This is a genomic window from Sphaerisporangium aureirubrum, assembly GCF_042658925.1.
GTDB classification, from domain to species: Bacteria; Actinomycetota; Actinomycetes; order Streptosporangiales; family Streptosporangiaceae; genus Sphaerisporangium; species Sphaerisporangium aureirubrum.
In genome coordinates this window covers 1-540 of record NZ_JBHSRF010000222.1, presented here as the reverse complement: position 1 = coordinate 540, position 540 = coordinate 1, and the positions used below count along the sequence as shown (strand labels likewise).

Genomic DNA, 540 nt, shown 5'->3' with positions numbered 1-540 from the left:
GCATCCTGAAGCCGATGCTGGCGCGCGGCGAGCTGCAGACCATCGGTGCGACCACGCTGGACGAGTACCGCAAGCACCTGGAGAAGGACGCCGCGCTCGAGCGCCGGTTCCAGCCCATCCAGGTCGCCGAGCCCAGCCTCACCCACACGATCGAGATCCTCAAGGGCCTGCGGGAGCGGTACGAGAAGCACCACCGGGTGACGATCACCGACGGGGCGCTGGTGGCGGCGGCGCAGCTGGCCGACCGGTACATCAGCGACCGGTTCCTGCCGGACAAGGCGATCGACCTCATCGACGAGGCCGGCTCGCGCATGCGGATCCGCCGCATGTACACCGAGGGGGACCCGCGCGAGGACGAGGGCAACGTCACCGAGGAGATCGTCGCCGAGGTGCTGGCGACGGCGACCGGCATCCCGGTGTTCAAGCTCACCGAGGAGGAGTCCCAGCGGCTTCTTCGCATGGAGGACGAGCTGCACAAGCGGATCATCGGTCAGGACGACGCGATCAAGGGTCTGTCGCGGGCGATCCGGCGTACCCGGG

1 pseudogene is annotated in these 540 nt (G+C 68.9%); it reads left to right on the top strand.

Annotation, left to right across the window (positions count from 1 at the left end):
* Positions 1–540, top strand: a pseudogene (locus tag ACFP1K_RS41240) (NDP-hexose 4-ketoreductase); the annotation flags it as partial.